The organism is Synechococcus sp. PCC 7335 (assembly GCF_000155595.1).
GTDB lineage: Bacteria > Cyanobacteriota > Cyanobacteriia > Phormidesmidales > Phormidesmidaceae > Phormidesmis.
Genome location: NZ_DS989904.1, coordinates 3,995,622 through 4,012,600 on the forward strand (window position 1 = coordinate 3,995,622; position 16,979 = coordinate 4,012,600).

Consider the following 16,979-nt stretch of genomic DNA (forward strand, 5'->3'; position numbering starts at 1 on the left):
GCCTCCGATTCACTAACTAAAGGGACATAGACCAGAGCAACCGGAATAGGCAACCAAGAGCAGATAGCACCTAGTCTTGATAGCATCAGCTCAAATAGCAAAGTTTCTTCAAGAGTCTATACGAACTATGTATCAAAATCTATAGACTCATAAAGAATTCTCAGTTGGGTTCACTGCGACCAACGGTAGCTCGCTAGGATAATTTTAGTATCCGACTTTTCTCGAACACTCTAGGAGATTCAGGTCATGACTATTTTCCGATCGCTCAACGAGGCATTTAACTTCCTAGCCGAAGCTGTCTACAGAATCTTCAGTCCCCACGACGATGCTTATCCTGCTACAGGAATGCAGCCTTTCCTTGGTCGTCCTTACACGAAGCGGGCACGCGCTAGATATTAATGTCCTGCGCCTTGCTTTAAACACCTGCCTTTATAGAACTGCAAAGCTTTCAGGTTCTACTCTTCTCAGGTTCTACCCTATAGAACCTGAGGGCTTTGTGAGCATAGACCAATTTGTGAAGGGAAGGCATAGAATTCTTACTATGCTTCTGCCATCTCGGATGGGTTCTTTTTCTCACCCATGGTCATTTCTTCTATGACTAGTGCGGAAAGAGCAGGAATAGAATCATCACCTGTAATCAGTCTTGCACCGCGCTGACTAGTGAAATAGTGCCATCCCCACTGGAGTAAAACGAGCAGCTTATTGTCAAATTCTACTAAGTAGTAGATATGAACGAAAATCCATAAGAACCAGGCGGGAAACCCAGACATCTTGGCAAACCCTAGGTCGGCCACTGCTTCGTTACGACCGATGACAGCCATGCTCCCTTTGTTCTTGTACTCAAAAGGGCTAACCGACTGGCCCTCTAAGCGGCGCTGAATAGAGTCTGCTAGGTAGCTGCCTTGCTGCATAGCGGTCGAAGCTGTACCCGGAAGTGGACTTTCGCTGTTGTGTGCGTAGTGGGCTAGATCGCCTGCAATATAGATGTTAGAGCAGCCTGGAACACTGAGATCTGGCCCTACGATGATACGGCCGATGCGGTCAAGTTCTGCGCCAGTTTGATCGGCGATCGCCTTACCCATTGGCGATGCCTTGATGCCGGCTGCCCACAGCACCGTAAACGCCTGTACCTTCTCGATTGAATCACCATTTTTCAGGGTAACAATATCACCTTCGATGTTGGTAACCAGCGTATTAGTGCGAACTTCTACCCCTAGTTTCTCTAGAGAATTCTTAGCTGAGGCTGACAGATCGCCTGGATAGGGTGGCAGTACTCTATCCATTCCTTCTAGTAAAACGACCTTGGTCTCACCCGGATTAATGCTGCGAAAGTCCTCTCTAAGCGTCTCATAGGCCAGCTCAGCCAAGGCACCCGCTAGCTCAACCCCAGTTGGGCCACCGCCTACAATAAAGAATGTCAAGAGCGCCTCACGCCGAACCGGGTCGCTCTCTTTCTCAGCTGCTTCAAAGGCCAAGAAGATCCTACGACGAACTTCTAGCGCATCTTCAATCGTTTTCATGCCAGGGGCAATATCAGACCACTCATCTTTACCAAAATAGTGGTGACTAGAGCCTGTAGCTACAATCAAGCTATCGTAGCTAACGGTTTCACCGTTCTTGAGGGTAACTATCTGAGTCGTTGGCTCTATGCCAGTGACTTCGCCCATCAGCACCTGAACATTTTTCTGCTTGCTAAGGACTGAGCGCAAAGGAGAGGAGATATCGCCAGCCGATAGGCCACCTGTGGCTACTTGATACAGCAGAGGCTGAAATAGGTGGAAGTTGCGCTTGTCGATTAGGGTAACTTTCACATTGGCTTTGCCTAGTGCCTTTGCTGCATAGAGACCACCAAACCCCCCACCTACAATAACAACGTGATGCGGCGATTTCTTTCCAGTTGCGGCTGAGGAGGAGACGGGCCGTTGCAAGACTGCTGTCATGGGTAGCTGCCATTGGTTTATGTAAACTTAATTAAAGTTTATATCCCTGATGGCATTTTTTTGCCAGTAGTATTCCATGACTTTATGAAAAATTTTTGGATTACCGGCCGTGTGATCTGTATATCTTATGTATTCTATCGGGCTAAATCAAGATGTAGCGGTAGGATTGTCTCGGATGCAGCGATGGCCTAACTCTGAGTAGCAAACAGTAGGTGTCCAGACAAACGGCTAAGCAGCAGGGAGAGGAAATGGATCATGGGGCTAATCGTTCAAAAGTACGGCGGCACTTCGGTAGGAGATGTCGAGCGCATTCAGGCGGTAGCTAAGCGGGTGCATGAAACGGCGTTAGCAGGACATTCGGTGATTGCTGTGGTGTCGGCTATGGGAAAAAGCACCGACGTACTAGTGCAGCTAGCGGACGGAATTACTAGCAACCCTAGTCGTCGGGAAATGGATATGTTGCTCTCGACTGGTGAGCAAGTAACGATCGCGTTGCTAAGTATGGCGCTGCATGAACGAGGGCAGGCGGCGATCTCTTTGACTGGCGCTCAAGTAGGAATCGTCACTGAGGCAGAACATACGCGAGCGCGCATCCTTGAGATTCGCACCGAGCGATTAGAGCGGCATCTAAACGAAGGCAAAGTCATAGTGGTCGCTGGCTTTCAGGGCACTAGCGGCGGCACTGGCAGTCGGCTAGGCGGCGGTGATCTAGAGATTACAACGCTTGGCCGAGGCGGTTCGGATACATCGGCGGTAGCTCTAGCCGCGGCGATGCAGGCAGAACGCTGCGAGATCTATACCGATGTCCCTGGCATTTTGACAGCGGACCCGCGCATTGTCCCTGATGCGCAGCTAATGGATGAGATTACTTGTGATGAAATGCTTGAGCTAGCAAGCTTAGGCGCAAGTGTTCTGCATCCTCGGGCGGTAGAAATTGCCCGCAATTATGGCATTCCGCTGGTGGTGAGATCTAGCTGGACCGATCAGCCTGGAACTAGAGTGACCGGTCCAATGCCGCAGCCTAGAGCGCTAGAAGGATTAGAGATTGCTCATCCAGTAGATGCGGTAGAGTTTGATGCGGATCAAGCGAAGGTAGCGCTACTGCGGGTGCCGGATCGACCTGGGGTGGCAGCTAGGCTGTTTGGCGAACTGGCAGACCAGTCGTTGAATGTGGATCTGGTGATTCAGTCTATTCATGAGGGCAATTCTAATGACATTGCCTTTACAGTGCGATCGCATGTCCTCAACCAAGCTGAAAGCGTTGCCGAGCACATCGCGCCCATACTTCGCAGCCAGCCAAATGCGACTGATGAAGCCGAAGTTCGCTCGTCAGGTAATATTGCCAAAATCAGCATTGCTGGAGCAGGGATGATCGGTCGGCCTGGCGTCGCAGCCGGGATGTTCTCAGCGCTAGCAGCAGCGAATGTAAACATTCAAATGATTGCGACCTCCGAGGTGAAAGTAAGCTGTACGGTGGCTCAGTCAGACTGTGATCGAGCGATCGCCACCTTGTGCGAGCACTTTGATGTGAGTAGCTCTCCCGCTCGAATTGAGCAAAATCAAGTTGATTTGGCTAATTTACGTTCTGTTAGAGGCGCGGCCTTAGATCTTGAACAGTCACAGCTTGCTATCCGCTACGTACCTGATAAGCCTGGACTAGCCGCTAAAATCTTTCAGATTTTGGCTGATCGCGGTATCAGCGTAGATATGATCATTCAGTCTCAGCGCAGTCGTCTCTGTCGAGGACAGATGACTCGAGATATTGCCTGTACAGTGGCCCAAGCGGATGCAGATTTGGCTAAAGATGTCCTACAGACGGCGGCAGCAGAGCTGAACTGTGGAGAGGTGATGGTTGATCATGCGATCGCCAAAGTGAGTATCGTCGGCATTGGCATGATTCATCGCCCAGGAATTGCAGCGGCGATGTTTAAAGCACTCTCAGCAGCCAACATTAATATTCAAATGATTGCAACTTCGGAGATAAAAATTAGCTGTGTAGTCGCTCAAGACAAAGGGATTCAAGCGCTAAAGGTTGTTCATGCAGCTTTCGATCTAGCTGCTAATGAAGTCGTAGAGCTTTTAGTATGATCGATCAAGATATTGTTTTCTTTATACTGGGCGTGCTGTTGCTCATTTCCTATCTAGTGTTCTCTGCAAAGACGGAAATGGGCACTCAGATACATCTTAAATGGCCCTGGAAAAAGTGAGCTATTGTCCATAGCTTTGCTATCACATAGCGATTCGTAGTTTTTGTAGTACGTAATTCTATGGAGGGATATCCTCACTGGGACGCAGTGGTTAAACTTGCCATATTAGAGATGCGAGATGGCGATAGTTACTACCATAGTGAGCACGTCGCTTGCGTACGCTTCGTCTACACGGTAACTCCTCATGAGCAATCCAAACAATAATCTAATCGAGTCGTTTTACAACTGGTATCGTGGCGCACTACGTCATCCAAAGTGGCGTTGGGCTATCATTCTAGGTACCGCCTTTTATCTCATCAGTCCAATCGATATTTCGCCTGATCTAATTCCTATTGTCGGCTGGCTAGATGACGGCATTTTAGCGACTTTACTGGTGACTGAGCTTTCCTCTCTAGCAATGGACTATCTCAAGAAGGGCAAAGACGATGCCACAGTGGCTGATGCTGAAGACCCAATTGAGGTAGATGCGGAAGTTGTCTAGAGCTGCCTAGAGCGATTTCCCGCCAACGGTTTTAGCTGATGAGTATGTCCTAAAAACGCTACGAAACCTATAGAATTCTAGAACTATAGACTTCTAGAAACAGCAGGCATGTGATATGTCTGCTGTTTCTGTTATCTACCTATTCTGCTATTGATTGATTTGTTTATCTACTTTGTGGCTATGGCTGTTCCGTTTGGGAAGTTTCAGGTTCTGTGGGTAGTTCTGTCAGCGTCCAGGTTCCAATATCCCAGGTGCTGGTATCCCATGGGGTGGGATCTACGCCGGTGATGCGATCGCTAACTCCATTGGTCACTGCTCGTCGCACCAGTGGAATCACAATGGCATCTTGAATCAAAATCGTATTCATCTGCTGAAATAGCTGCGATCGCTTTTCGGGATCTAGCTCTTTGGTCGCTTGAGTCCAAACTTTGTCATATTCGGGATTACAATAGCGAGCGTTATTAGGCTTTTGCCATCTATTTTCTAGCGAAGCAATCTCGTCACACAGCCACCAGCTCATGTAGATTGATGGATCAGGTGTGTCGCTACCGGCGTTATATTCTTGCATATCTGCGTAGAAGTGATTGAGGCTACGGGTCTGAGCAGGATTTGCCGAAAAGAAATCATCAACGATCACGCGGCGGTTTTCCACCTCTATGCCAACTACTGCAAGACTATCTTTAACAAAGCTTTGAGTCTGCTGACGAACCGGATTAATTGGCGTTTGAAAAACCACACGCATTTCGATACCGTCTTTGTCACGAATCCCGTTGCCGTTGGTATCTTTCCAACCAGCTTCATCGAGTAGCACGTTGGCTCTATCGACATCGTACCGGTAGGGCAAGTTGGGATTAACGTAGGTGCGTGGAAACGGCAATAGCTGATTGGTCCGCTGACCTGCATTACCGTAGATCTCGTCGGCGATCGCCGTCTGGTCAATCGCATAATCGATCGCCTGACGCACTCGCACATCACTCAAAAAGGGGTGCGGGCTCTCTACACTCGACTTCTCTCCATCCGAGGTCGCTTTGTTGGGGTCAGTTGGGTTGAGCATGATCCGTTCTACAAAGGCACCGAAGGTTGCCATCACTCGGCCTTCACTATCTGCGGCCAGCGCCAAACGATCATCTATTCCTATCTGCAGGTTGTGAGCAAAGTCCGCTGTTCCGTCACGCAGTACCTCGCGCGCCGCTACTAAAGGGGTTACTCCGCCTTCTAGCTCTACTAATGTAAAAGCGGGTAGACCATCTCGAAATTGTTCGTTGGCCGCATAAGTCCAGCTACCATCGGTTTCGGTAATAAATCGATACGGCCCGGTACCTACAGGTTGAAGATTTTCTGGGGCCTGTCGCACGTTACTCCCTTGTACTTTCTCAAAGACGTGCTTCGGCAGAATCATACCGTTTTGTCCTGTGAAAGGGAGCGCCCAAGAAGGATTTGGCTCTTTAAACGTAACCTTGACCGTCAGCGGATCGACTGCCTCGACTTTCTCAATCGCCTGATAATATTTTTCGGTGACTGCCGCCACCTGCGGATCGCTAACAAAATTGTAGGTAAAGACTACATCATCAGCTGTAAACGGCTGACCATCTGACCAGCGGACATCTGGCTTCAGTCGCCAGGTGATAGAGCGGCCATCCGCTGCTATTCCTCCGTTCTCCGGGGTTGGAATTACAAGAGCCAATACCGGTAGCATACTGCCGTCTGCTGCGTACGTTGCTAGGGGTTCGTAGACGATCCGTGCGGCCTCAAAATCCTGAAAACCGCTGGCTAAGTGGGGATTGAGCGTTGTTGGCGTGCGGCTATACAGTAACCTGAGTACCGAATCACGACGTAGAGTTTCAGAGTCGTCAGCGACTGTAGGCACGCGTGAGCAGCTCGATAGTGCGACTAGACCTGTTGACAGCAGTCCCATAGATAGCTTCAGCGCAAACTTCTTCAACCTATGGCTAGACATTGAAAATTTCATCACAAATATATAGGTTAGTAGACGCTATAAACCAAACCTAGCAAGGACTGGTAGGACATAGAAAGGCAGGTCTATTCCCCTTGTTTTTCCTATTCGTTCGCCGATAAAAACGATAGCTTTTCAGCGATTGGATCGGCTACGGATGTTCCTGATAGACGCGCCCAGTATTCACTAAGAAAGTGAATTTGCCGCAGTCCAACGACTAAATTCAAACCTGGCACAATGATCCACCAAGATACCAAAGGCGGTTGCCAGCCTTGTGCTATATACAGCCGATTAATTTCCCGGTACAGCCGAAACTGCACGATGTAGATCCACAGCACCCCTAAGCAGGCGAATCGAGCAAACCAACCAGGTACATCAGGATCAAAGACCGTTAACAGCAAAGGGACAGCAATACCTAATACAAAAGGAACTAAACAAAACGCACCAGACCACACCTTTTGACTATGTGCTTTTAGCTCATCTTGAATTATCCACTTATAGTAGCCATAGTACAGAAGGCCGGTGAGCGCTGAGAATAAGATAACCCGCGTCGTTGGTCGAGGTTTACCTAAAGTCGACTCGGAGGGTGACGCAGCTGTAGAAGTCACTGTGGTCATAGAAAGAAGAATGAGGTTTTGGATATAAAAGTTAACACGTTAATGGCAACACGACTTAGCTGGTATCTAATAGTCGCGTTTCCTTAGTGTCCGCATTCTTTGCATCTTTTGAATACTTTTGTCCTGACCGTCAGCTTCACCGTAGAAGAGATGATTGGTAGATGCACCCAATCGTTCCCTGATTCTCTTGTGAAGCTTTCACCCAAGAATTGGGGAATTTTTTTGAAAAGATTTGTTCATATAGAAAAGTAAGGATGCATTCTTACTTTGCGGGAAGAGTTAACTGTTGCTCTGTAACAGTTTTAGCCGACAAGAATGTCCTAAGCAACTTTTTAAAAGCTGTAGCTACTGCCGAAAGTAGTCCAAAAGTACAGTTAACTCCAATAGAAAAAAGGCCACTTATAGTGACCTTTTCCTAGTACCTGGTGGTCTGTAAGAACAGATTTGGCCCCACTAATACGAGCTTAGACTTCGTTAGTAGCCATGGCTTCAGGCTCAGTCGTATCGACGTTCGTATTTTGAGCGATTGTCTCTTCGGCGGCAGTCTCTTCGGTGGCTGTCTCCTCGGCGGCAGTCTCTTCAGTAGCGGTATCCTCAGGAATAGTTTCTTCAGCGGCGGCTTCGACTACTTCTTCTACTTTCTTAGTAGGCTTTGGACCGCGCATCAAGGCGGGATTCATAGGGGTCCTAGGTGCATTATCCTTACCACGGCCGCGACCTTTTCCTTTTCCTTTACCACCCCGGCCGCGATCATCACGGTCCTCGCGCTTACTGCTTGTTCCCCCATCAGTGCGGTCGGCTTTTTTAATTGGCTTGGGGATATCTCGTGCTGCCTTTGGCTGGTCGTCACTAGGATTTGTCTGCTGAGCTGCTTCGCGATCGCTCTTCTTGATAGGACGATCTACCATGGAATTATCCGCCTATATATAGATTGCAAACCAATCGTATCACGATGAGATATTGTCTTAGCGCTTGCAGAGGAGGAGTCAGTCCAGTGTGGAGTCCTAAGCCGACTGACTAATGTGCAGCTAGCTTACACCTAGTGAGTACACAACTAGTGAGTACATAGATCGCCTGCTTAATTAGGTGGCCAGGCGTCCATATCTTTATCAATTGGCGGTTCGCTTTCTAGTAAAGGTGGATTTCCCTCTGACGAAGCATCGATTGTCTTACCAACTTCGCCGTTGTCCAGTACGGCCTCTGGATCAAAGTTCAACCCCAAGACATCTATCAGTGCATCCTCATCAGAATTCAGCTGATAAAATGGCACCATCAAGTTTGACAGTTTGGGCTCTAAAGCATTGACAACGCCCAAAATGAGAAAAGAAGACGGTCTGCGTCCCCCTTCGGGCGTGCGTACAGAAGTCGTGCCCATCTGTACTTCTAGCCAGGTGCGGTTAGCGCGAAAGTAATCTAACCATTTGTCTCGAATAACAGAGGTGAAGTTCTCAAAGAAGGCCATTGTTCAACCTGTAAGGAATCGTTGAAAAGTCAGTAAGCCACACATATAGTAATGGCCAGATGCGTACTCTGCGAGCAGGCAAAGCCTACGGTCATTGCCGACCACTTAGCTCTTCATGCATCAAGGGTTTCCAGCCCTAGAAAATGTGTGGAGCCAAGTGGCGAAAGCTATAGTTTGGCTGATGAGCGGGCACAAACAAATTAAGGCCAGTGCAACTGCCCAGATATCGCAGCAATCTAGCACCCTTCAGGCGAGTTGACTAGGGCTTATCAAACTATTTTTATTAATAAGTTCTTACTGTGTTTGTATCGGTACCGCGTTTGAGCAGTGAACTGACGCTTGACGAGTTATCAGCTAACTGAAGAATGGACTGGAGACTTGCAAGTCTCCTGTTAGAATCCCTTTGGTCAAGTCGATATCTGTTTTGTGGCGCGCTTTGAAGGCTTCAACCGCCCGGTGTACGCCTACCGCTATCTGTTCATGACTTTTGGTTGTGATTGGATCGGCTTCTAGTAGCTGAAACTTGTAGTACAGCATTTGAGAGAAATCGCTTAGATCACCTGACATAAATTCGGAAGCAGAGACGTTCATTGGCCCTTCCTTCATTATTTGCTCAATGAGTTGCGGGCTTAAGATCGACTGAAACTGCTGAACATAGGCCCAAGCAATTGATTGAAGCTCTGCCTGTAGCTTTCCTCTCTCGAGGTAGCTTGCAATCCGCTGTGCTAGCGCTATCCACTCTGGCGCCACCCAATGACTTAACGCCTTCTCTACATCAAAAGAAGCGATCGCCCGCCTGACTAACGCTTTACTGCCAGAGCGACTCAGCGAGCCATCGTTTAGGGTGGCGATGATGGTTTGAGCCAGTCCAACGGTGTCGCTAGTTTGCCAATCCATATCCTTGGGGGCAAATCGCTGCAAGTAAGCATTCATGATGTTACGAACAGCCGTTTCTTGCTCTTTTAACCATATAGATGCTTTTTCGGCTAGCAGCTGCGCCCCTGTCTCAACGACCAAGGCATCTGGCTCCAGAGTGCGGTAGGCGACGATTACCCTGTCAATAAATAGCTCTAGCTTCCTATTTTCAATCGATACGGTAGCTACACTAGCAGCGATCGCACCTACTATTGCCCGTAGCTCTAGCTCATCATCTGGCTGACCAAAGGTAGTCGTGTACGCCTGCAGAACGGTGGCGACTTGCTTGATATCTTCAATTTGAGAGTCTAATGAGGATCGAGTAGTCACAGCGATGTCCGCGAAATATCTTCTCTCTTCTGTTGAATTCTTCTAAGCACTACCTACCTTGAGTATTGGCTTATTTGCACTAGCTTATTTGCACCGGCAATGTGGCTATTTTGCACTGTCAAGAATGGCTTTGTAAAGCAGCGCAGATCGTAACCGCAATCGATTCGGATAAGGCAGCATAATCATATCCTCCTTCTAATCCAAATAGCACAGCAGGTGTTAATGCCTGACACGCTTGAGTAAACCAGCCATAGTCACTAGGCTGTAGACACACGCTGGCTAAAGGATCAGCTTGATTTGCATCGTAGCCTGCGCTGACTATCAGCAGATCTGCATCAAAGTTAGCCAAGAAAGGATAGGCATACTCATGCCAAAGCTTTTGATAATCCTTAAGCTGAGCGCCAGGTGGAACTGGCAAGTTCAATACATTGTCAAATTGACCCGTTTCGCTGGCTTGCCCTGTTCCTGGGTAGGCAGGAGATTGGTGGAAAGAGCAGTAGGCGAGCTGTGGATTTGATTCGATCAGGTGCTGGGTGCCGTTACCGTGATGAACGTCCCAGTCTAGAACAGCTACTTTATCGATATGCGCTCTGTTGAGGCTTGGTCTGTCGCTGTCCGGTCTATGAGTGTCTTTGATAGAGTTCAACGAACTAGAACTGGCTAAATGAGTGGTTTTTGCGGACGGGCTAACGGCATTCGTGTTGATTGCATAGTGAGCCGTGATCGCCGCATTGCTTAGTAAGCAAAACCCCATTCCTCTGTCTCTTTCAGCGTGGTGCCCTGGCGGACGAACAAGTGCGAAAGCCGGAGCGCGGTGCTGCCATACCCAGTCAATACCATCTAACCAGGCAGCGACGGCTAATATCGCAGCGTCGTAGCTTTGAGCACTGACCACCGTATCACTATCAATCTGACCGCCCCCCTCATCCGCAAAATTCTTCAGCGCTTGAAGGTAACTTTCATCGTGTACTCGATAGACATGCTCTAGCACAGGCCGCGAGGATGGCTCAATCCACTTTATTCTCTTAGCCCAGGTATAGTCCTTTGATGCCGGCTGTTGACATTTTCGCAGGTAATCAACCGCCGCCCTTAGGCGTCCGGCGTTCTCAGGATGTCCAGCACCCGTATTGTGACGTGTAAATAGACTGCTATAGAAGATAGGAAACGACTGTTTCATAAATATCGCCTAAGGAATTCGTAGAATAGCTAGAGGCCCGGATAGAAAGACGAGAAGAAACCGCCAAATGACGACCGTTTCAGACTCGAAAATATAGCTCAAATATGATAGAATAATTACTTAAACTAAGCACCATTCTCAGCCTATTAGCTGTATAAAAACTGCAAAAAAACCAAAAGGTTTCATCTCATCTTTGTTGTTTAGCTTTCGAAGCTTACTTGTGTGGAGCTACTTTTTTAGTGGAGATTTAGTGGAGAGCAGGTAGATAGAGAAAAGACAAATAGAAAAAGCTAGAGGTCTATTCGTATTCTTTTATTATTTTGTTTTCTAGTATCTAATTTAGTTTCTTAGTCCATTCTGTTCTTATTGCGATCTCTTGCTACTGGACTTGTTCTAGATGATATGTTTAACCGTACATTTTTGCTGATGTTAAACTCTTCTGATTGAGGCGTTTTAGGCTTTATGCTATCGAGCTTCATTGGTATATATTTGCTGGCCAAAGCACCTTTTAAGAGTCTCTCTCTGGCTTGTTCATAATTGTAAGTGTTTAAAATGTTGTAAGTGTCGAAAAGTAAGTGCGATGAAACGACGTATCGGCTGTAGAACAATGATACGAAGCTAATACAAGACAAAAGGTTTTGAAGTAGAATTTCACTTCTGTTGTAATTCGGTTTTGAGTTTTTCCATAGAGAATTCCTGGAGTTATCCATATGAGTAGTCCCCAAGAGCGGATCGTGCCAACTGATCTGCGCAATGAGATGTCTCGGTCTTACCTTGAATACGCCATGAGCGTGATCGTAGGACGAGCGCTCCCAGATGCCAGGGACGGCCTTAAGCCAGTGCATCGACGCATTTTGTATGCTATGCACGAACTTGGACTAACTGCTGATCGCCCTTTCAGGAAATGCGCTCGCGTGGTGGGTGAAGTACTCGGTAAGTATCATCCCCATGGGGATACGGCAGTATACGATGCGCTGGTGCGGATGGCCCAAGACTTTTCCATGCGGCACCCGCTCATTAATGGTCATGGGAACTTTGGCTCGATTGATAACGACCCGCCAGCAGCAATGCGTTACACAGAGTCGCGCTTACAGGCGCTTACAGGTGCGGCGCTACTACAGGATATCGAATCAGAAACGGTTGATTTTGCCGATAACTTTGACGGCTCGCAGCAAGAGCCCGTCGTACTGCCTGCTCGTATTCCCCAGCTATTGATCAATGGCTCATCTGGAATTGCGGTGGGTATGGCCACCAATATTCCGCCTCACAACTTGGGTGAGGTGATTGATGGTGTGGTGGCACTGATTGATAATCCCGCGCTCACAAGTATGGAGCTCATGGAGTATATCCCTGGGCCAGATTTTCCGACAGGTGCCCAGATCATTGGCAGCAGGGGCATTCGCGAGGCCTATGCGACTGGTCGAGGCTCTGTGACCATGCGAGGGGTGGCAACAATTGAAACCCAAGAAACTCGCGGTCGCCCCGATCGAGAGACCATCATCATCACCGAGCTGCCATACCAGACAAATAAGGCCGCTCTGATTGAGAAGATCGCCGATATGGTGAATGAGCATCGGTTAGAAGGAATTTCTGACCTGCGCGATGAGAGTGACAGAGACGGTATGCGGATTGTCATTGAGCTGAAGCGTGACGCCTACCCCAAAGTTGTGCTCAACAATCTCTACAAGCAAACGCCCTTGCAAAATAATTTCGGCGTCAACATGTTGGGATTGGTCAATAGCGAACCTCAGCTATTATCTCTACTCGACTTTCTACAGGTATTTTTAGACTTTCGAATTGAAACCATCACTCGCCGCACTCAGTACGAGTTGCGAAAGGCGCAAGAGCGCGATCACCTTTTGCAGGGCTATCTGATTGCGTTAGACAATCTAGATGCAGTGATTGCACTGATTCGAGGGTCTGCGGATGCGGCGAGTGCGAAAGAAGAGCTAATTGAATCCTATGGATTTTCGGCGACTCAGGCCGATGCAATTTTGCAAATGCAGCTGCGTCGATTGACTGCGCTAGAAGCTGAGAAGATTCAGCAAGAGCATGAAGCACTAACCGAGAAGATTGCAGACTTAGAAGATATTCTGGCAAATCGCGATCGCATTCTTGCCATTATCAAAGAAGAAGTCATTCAGATCCGTAATGCCTATGCTAACGAGCGGCGCACGCTAATTAAGGCCGACGAAAATGATCTCTCAGATATTTCACTGATTGCCAACGAGCAAGTGGCGATTCTAGTCACGGAGCAAGGCTACATTAAGCGGATGCTAGTCGACACTTTTGAAGCCCAAAACCGCGCTACTAGGGGCAAATCAGGTACTCGCATGAAAGATGATGATGGCATCGAGCATTTCATCACTTGCTGTAGCCACGATCATGTTTTGTTCTTTAGCGATCGCGGTGTTGCCTATTCCTTGCGAGCTTACCAGATTCCCGAAAGCTCACGCACTGCCAAAGGCTATCCGCTTGTGCAGATGCTGCCCATTCCCAAGGAGGAAAAGGTAACCTCCGTGATTGGTGTAAGTGAGTTCAGCGAAGACGACTATCTAGTGATGCTGACTCAAGGCGGTTTTATCAAGAAAACGGCGCTCTCTGCGTTTAATCGCATTCGCACGAATGGTTTAATTGCCATCTCTTTAGAAGATGGCGATGAGCTGCGCTGGGTACGGATGGCCACTGCTGATGATAGTGTCCTGATCGGCTCTCAGCGAGGAATGACCATCCACTTCAAAGCCGATCACGCACAGCTGCGTCCTCTAGGTCGACCGACAAAAGGGGTCAAATCGATGTCCTTAAGAGAAGGCGATCAGCTGATTAGTATGGACATTTTGCCTTCGCAAGTAGTGGAAGAGGTCGAAGGTGCTATAGACGATTCGGACGAAGATGCGGATGAATTGGCTAACGCTGATCAAGGCCCTTGGGTGCTGGTTGTTTCTTCAGGCGGATTGGGTAAGCGAGTGCCCGTCTCAAACTTCCGTTTGCAAAATCGTGCTGGTATGGGCTTGGTGGCTATGAAGTTTCGTAAGGATGGTGATGAGCTAGTAGCGCTACGGATCGCAGGACCCGACGATGAGCTGATGATTGTTAGTCAGCGAGGAATTATCATGCGTCAGTCAGTAGATGCAATTTCGGTGCAGTCGCGGATGGCAACAGGCGTGCAGTTGCAGCGATTAGATAGTGATGATGCGATCGCCGCTGTTGCCCTGGTGCCTCATTTAGACGAGTCGGATAACGAGATGCCCTCTGAGGATATTGCTTCGGCAGTGGCCGAAACCACTGCCGAAGCCCAAGTGGTTTCAGTATTAGAGGCAGAAGATCAGGTGGTTGATCTTGTCTCTTCCAACACTGATGCGTCAATAGCGGTAGATCCTTTTGCTGATCCTCTTATTGCAGTTAGCACCGATACCGATGAAGAGGCTAATGGCGAAGTCCTCTAGTGAAAGTCATCTAATGGAAGTCTTCTAATGAGGATAGGTTGAAAAAGGGTAGTCAGGTTACTTTCTATACAAGGTCAACTGCCCTGCGGTAGAGATATACGGATAGTTTTTGTTAACAAACAAAGACTATCTACATAGTTTCTTTCTGGAAACAACCACGAAGGGGTAATCTTATCTCAATTATCAACAAGATTTGTTGATAATTGATGCTAGCTAAGTTTAAGACCCTTCAAGAAGTTACAGAAATTATGATTCATCTAATACCTCCTGTCAGTACAGGTATTAGCTTAGTCCGGCACGGTGGCATACCTCCCACCCTCGCTCAAGCTAGTACCGATAGCAGATCAATCAGCGGCGTTACCCAGAATCTCGGAAACAGCTTCACTAGCGCCCTACCTAGTGTGATTGGGGCTATCATCATTGGTTTGATAGGTCTAGTTGTTGCTTTTGTAGCAGCCTGGATAGTCCGGAGAATTCTCGAAAGCACTCGCATTGACGATAATATTGCTGCGCGCCTAACCGGACAATCGGCCGAAAATCTATCCGTAGCCAAGTGGGTTGGCAGCGCCGTCTTTTGGATAGTGATTGTCCTTACTGTGATTGCGGTTCTACAGCGGCTAGAGCTTACGGCTGTTTCGGAGCCGCTAAGTAGGCTACTAGACACTGTCTTTGAATATATTCCTCGTATTCTTAGCGCCGTCGTCTTGTTGGCAGCTGCTTGGTTGGTTGCAACGATTGTCAAAACGATAGTTGTTAAAGGGTTAGAAGCCTTTAATCTAGACGATAGATTAGCCGAAAACACAGGCGTTGATCCTCGTCAGAACTCAATTAAAATCAATGAGACCTTAGGCAACGCGCTCTACTGGTTCATCTTTCTACTGTTCTTGCCGCCGATTCTAGATGCACTGCAGCTAAATGGTCTATTATCGCCCGTACAGAACCTGATCGATCAGTTCCTAGCGGCTATTCCTAAGATTATCTTAGCGGCTATCATCTTCGCAGCAGGCTGGGTATTAGCCAAAGTCGTACGCGGCATCGTTACTAACTTACTATCTGCTACCGGTGTTGATAACTTGGGTCGCCGGGTCGGGCTAACGACGGGTGCAAATCAGGTTTCTTTGTCTAGTCTAGCAGGCACAATTGTCTATGTTTTAATTCTGATCCCAGCCGCGATCGCAGCGCTCAATGCATTAGATATTGACGCCATCTCCGATCCTGCGATCAGCATGCTTGAGCAGATCTTAAACTTCATCCCGTTGCTACTAGCCGCCGGCATTGTCCTGACGGTCTTCTATTTTGTTGGTCGCTTCATTGGTGAACTAGTGACTAACTTACTCTCTAGTGCTGGCTTCGATAACGTACTAGAAGTGCTGGGATTGCCTGATATCTCTTCTCCTGAGCCAGCAACACCTAGCGCTTATCCAGATCCTGCCACTGGCGTTGTTGACCCTGGTATGACCACCATTCAACCCCCCACAACCATTCAAACCCCCACAACCACTCAAACCCCCACAAGTCCACTATCTACCGACCAACCCTCTATAGGTCAACCTTCTACAAGAAGAGGAAAAACGCCTTCTGAAGTAGTGGGACTGATTGTGCTCGTTGCCGTCGTGCTATTTGGCGCGGTCACTGCTACCGAAATTCTTCAGCTCGAGCAGCTGACGTTGATTGTTCGAGCGGTGATGGAAATTGCCGGACAGGTTCTCATCGGTGTCTTGATCTTTGGTATTGGAATCTACATTGCTAACCTGGCTTTCCGCTTGATTAAAAGTAGCAGTGGTTCTGCTTCCAATACACTAGCTCAGGCCGCTCGAGTGGCAATTTTAGCCTTCGTCGGTGCGATGGCACTAGGGCAGATGGGTGTCGCTCCCAATATTGTCAACCTAGCCTTTGGTTTGCTCTTGGGTGCAGTCGCCATTGCGATCGCGATCGCCTTTGGTTTAGGTGGCCGCGAGGTCGCTGGCGCTCAGCTCAAGGATTGGCTTAATGAGCTGAAGCGTTAAGCAGGTCGAGTACTTAAGCCTATGGATAGCTAGTTTGCTTACGTAGGCGGCCATACCATGTGATATAACCCGCAGCCGAAGGGAATCTTCCCGGTTGCGGGTTCATTTTTATCAGACAGCAAGCCGGTCTTCGTTGCTTGCTCTACACCTAACGGATTAAGCGCCCTCGCAGATGCTCATATATAATCAGCACTGAAGCCAAAGAACTGAAAAAAACAGAAGAAGACTGCATGGATAGTGGAGCACTCGCTAGATACATAGAAGCTACCGATGGCATAAGTAAACCCTGGCTATTAATTCAGCTTCGGCTTGCTAAGCTAAAAGAGCGACGCCATACCATGAGTGTAGAAGCATTCAATAGCGAGCTTGCTGGACTGCATGAAGAGCTAATGCAGCTAGGCGAATGGTGGGTAGGTCAAGAAAGAGATGTCTTTTAGTTCACTT

The 16,979-nt window shown here is 48.2% G+C and carries 13 protein-coding genes; 6 read left to right on the forward strand and 7 right to left on the reverse strand.

All coding sequences use genetic code 11. From position 1 onward, the window contains the following. Window positions 1–246 precede the first annotated feature (246 nt). Complete coding sequence (locus tag S7335_RS26935; RefSeq protein ID WP_006454037.1) at window positions 247–399, forward strand: hypothetical protein; 153 nt, start codon at window positions 247–249, stop codon at window positions 397–399. A 140-nt stretch (window positions 400–539) separates the two neighbouring features. On the opposite strand, the gene S7335_RS16815 is transcribed toward S7335_RS26935, so the two are convergent. Then, window positions 540–1,940, reverse strand: coding sequence for an NAD(P)/FAD-dependent oxidoreductase (locus S7335_RS16815; RefSeq protein ID WP_006456728.1), 1,401 nt, complete (start codon window positions 1,938–1,940; stop codon window positions 540–542). Window positions 1,941–2,195: 255 nt separating this feature from the next. Between S7335_RS16815 and S7335_RS16820 the strand changes: the two genes are divergently transcribed. Together S7335_RS16820 and S7335_RS16825 are read left to right on the forward strand one after the other, a co-directional pair. Further along, a complete protein-coding gene (locus tag S7335_RS16820) occupies window positions 2,196–4,028 on the forward strand; it encodes an aspartate kinase (RefSeq protein ID WP_006457652.1) in 1,833 nt (610 codons plus the stop codon). A 303-nt stretch (window positions 4,029–4,331) separates the two neighbouring features. Then, the gene (locus S7335_RS16825) at window positions 4,332–4,628 is read left to right on the forward strand and encodes a YkvA family protein (protein ID WP_006453910.1); all 297 of its coding nucleotides are present in this window, start codon (window positions 4,332–4,334) and stop codon (window positions 4,626–4,628) included. Window positions 4,629–4,806: 178 nt separating this feature from the next. Here S7335_RS16825 and S7335_RS16830 read toward each other — a convergent pair whose 3' ends face one another. The 6 genes from S7335_RS16830 to S7335_RS16855 all read right to left on the reverse strand — a co-directional run bounded on the left by S7335_RS16830 (window position 4,807) and on the right by S7335_RS16855 (window position 11,083). Then, the gene (locus S7335_RS16830; protein ID WP_198011384.1) at window positions 4,807–6,597 is read right to left on the reverse strand and encodes a peptide ABC transporter substrate-binding protein; all 1,791 of its coding nucleotides are present in this window, start codon (window positions 6,595–6,597) and stop codon (window positions 4,807–4,809) included. 89 nt (window positions 6,598–6,686) lie between these two features. Then, entirely contained in the window at window positions 6,687–7,199 is a 513-nt protein-coding gene (locus S7335_RS16835; RefSeq protein ID WP_038016446.1) for a hypothetical protein, read from the reverse strand. A 464-nt stretch (window positions 7,200–7,663) separates the two neighbouring features. Continuing rightward, window positions 7,664–8,107: a hypothetical protein gene (locus tag S7335_RS26140; protein ID WP_006457481.1), complete on the reverse strand. Its 444-nt coding sequence runs from the start codon at window positions 8,105–8,107 to the stop codon at window positions 7,664–7,666. Between the two features lie 170 nt (window positions 8,108–8,277). Next, entirely contained in the window at window positions 8,278–8,661 is a 384-nt protein-coding gene (locus S7335_RS16845) for a DUF5331 domain-containing protein (RefSeq protein ID WP_006457387.1), read from the reverse strand. Between the two features lie 354 nt (window positions 8,662–9,015). Beyond that, window positions 9,016–9,906: a hypothetical protein gene (locus S7335_RS16850; RefSeq protein WP_006453640.1), complete on the reverse strand. Its 891-nt coding sequence runs from the start codon at window positions 9,904–9,906 to the stop codon at window positions 9,016–9,018. Between the two features lie 118 nt (window positions 9,907–10,024). Further along, on the reverse strand, window positions 10,025–11,083 hold the full coding sequence (locus tag S7335_RS16855) for a histone deacetylase (RefSeq protein ID WP_006457355.1): 1,059 nt from the start codon (window positions 11,081–11,083) through the stop codon (window positions 10,025–10,027). Between the two features lie 710 nt (window positions 11,084–11,793). On the opposite strand from S7335_RS16855, the gene gyrA reads away from it, so the two are divergent. The 3 genes from gyrA to S7335_RS16870 all read left to right on the forward strand — a co-directional run bounded on the left by gyrA (window position 11,794) and on the right by S7335_RS16870 (window position 16,972). Further along, entirely contained in the window at window positions 11,794–14,529 is a 2,736-nt protein-coding gene (gene gyrA, locus S7335_RS16860) for a DNA gyrase subunit A (protein ID WP_006454270.1), read from the forward strand. A 248-nt stretch (window positions 14,530–14,777) separates the two neighbouring features. Continuing rightward, on the forward strand, window positions 14,778–16,535 hold the full coding sequence (locus tag S7335_RS16865) for a mechanosensitive ion channel (RefSeq protein WP_157620299.1): 1,758 nt from the start codon (window positions 14,778–14,780) through the stop codon (window positions 16,533–16,535). A gap of 230 nt (window positions 16,536–16,765) precedes the next feature. Next, window positions 16,766–16,972, forward strand: a complete 207-nt coding sequence (locus tag S7335_RS16870) for a hypothetical protein (protein ID WP_006456364.1) — start codon at window positions 16,766–16,768, stop codon at window positions 16,970–16,972. Window positions 16,973–16,979: the final 7 nt, after the last annotated feature.

Coding starts and splice junctions, on each gene's coding strand:
- S7335_RS26935 (WP_006454037.1), top strand. CDS start 247: ATGACTATTTTCCGATCGCTCAACGAGGCATTTAACTTCCTAGCCGAA.
- S7335_RS16815 (WP_006456728.1), bottom strand. CDS start 1,940: ATGACAGCAGTCTTGCAACGGCCCGTCTCCTCCTCAGCCGCAACTGGA.
- S7335_RS16820 (WP_006457652.1), top strand. CDS start 2,196: ATGGGGCTAATCGTTCAAAAGTACGGCGGCACTTCGGTAGGAGATGTC.
- S7335_RS16825 (WP_006453910.1), top strand. CDS start 4,332: ATGAGCAATCCAAACAATAATCTAATCGAGTCGTTTTACAACTGGTAT.
- S7335_RS16830 (WP_198011384.1), bottom strand. CDS start 6,597: ATGAAATTTTCAATGTCTAGCCATAGGTTGAAGAAGTTTGCGCTGAAG.
- S7335_RS16835 (WP_038016446.1), bottom strand. CDS start 7,199: ATGACCACAGTGACTTCTACAGCTGCGTCACCCTCCGAGTCGACTTTA.
- S7335_RS26140 (WP_006457481.1), bottom strand. CDS start 8,107: ATGGTAGATCGTCCTATCAAGAAGAGCGATCGCGAAGCAGCTCAGCAG.
- S7335_RS16845 (WP_006457387.1), bottom strand. CDS start 8,661: ATGGCCTTCTTTGAGAACTTCACCTCTGTTATTCGAGACAAATGGTTA.
- S7335_RS16855 (WP_006457355.1), bottom strand. CDS start 11,083: ATGAAACAGTCGTTTCCTATCTTCTATAGCAGTCTATTTACACGTCAC.
- gyrA (WP_006454270.1), top strand. CDS start 11,794: ATGAGTAGTCCCCAAGAGCGGATCGTGCCAACTGATCTGCGCAATGAG.
- S7335_RS16865 (WP_157620299.1), top strand. CDS start 14,778: ATGATTCATCTAATACCTCCTGTCAGTACAGGTATTAGCTTAGTCCGG.
- S7335_RS16870 (WP_006456364.1), top strand. CDS start 16,766: ATGGATAGTGGAGCACTCGCTAGATACATAGAAGCTACCGATGGCATA.